This window comes from Membranihabitans maritimus (assembly GCF_021729145.1).
In the GTDB taxonomy this organism is placed as follows: domain Bacteria; phylum Bacteroidota; class Bacteroidia; order Chitinophagales; family Saprospiraceae; genus Membranihabitans; species Membranihabitans maritimus.
In genome coordinates this window covers 1-359 of sequence record NZ_JAJSLW010000091.1, presented here as the reverse complement: position 1 = coordinate 359, position 359 = coordinate 1, and the positions used below count along the sequence as shown (strand labels likewise).

The following is a 359-nucleotide window of genomic DNA, read 5'->3' as shown; positions in this document are numbered from 1 at the left end:
GATACGACGGGCTTACCGGGTACGGTATTGAGCGTAGAATCGTGCGATCCGGAAAACGGTACGGCAGCAGTAGACGGTTTGACGGGTTGTATAGAATATACGCCGACAACTGGATATATAGGCACGGATACGACGTGCATCATAATATGCGATGATTTAGGGAATTGCGATACGACGATTGTACCGATACGAGTTTATCCGCCACAGGATACCTTACCAGAGACAAGTACGCCGATGGATAGTACGGTAGTGGTTTGTGCGGATACGACGGGCTTACCGGGCACGGTATCGAGCGTAGAATCGTGCGATCCGGAAAACGGTACGGCAGCAGTAGACGGCTTGACGGGTTGTATTGAGTA

The 359-nt window shown here is 51.0% G+C and carries 1 protein-coding gene; it reads left to right on the top strand.

Annotated elements, in window-relative coordinates; genetic code table 11:
- On the top strand, positions 1-359 hold a 359-nt coding region (locus LVD47_RS23430; RefSeq protein WP_439652055.1), incomplete at both ends, for an Ig-like domain-containing protein.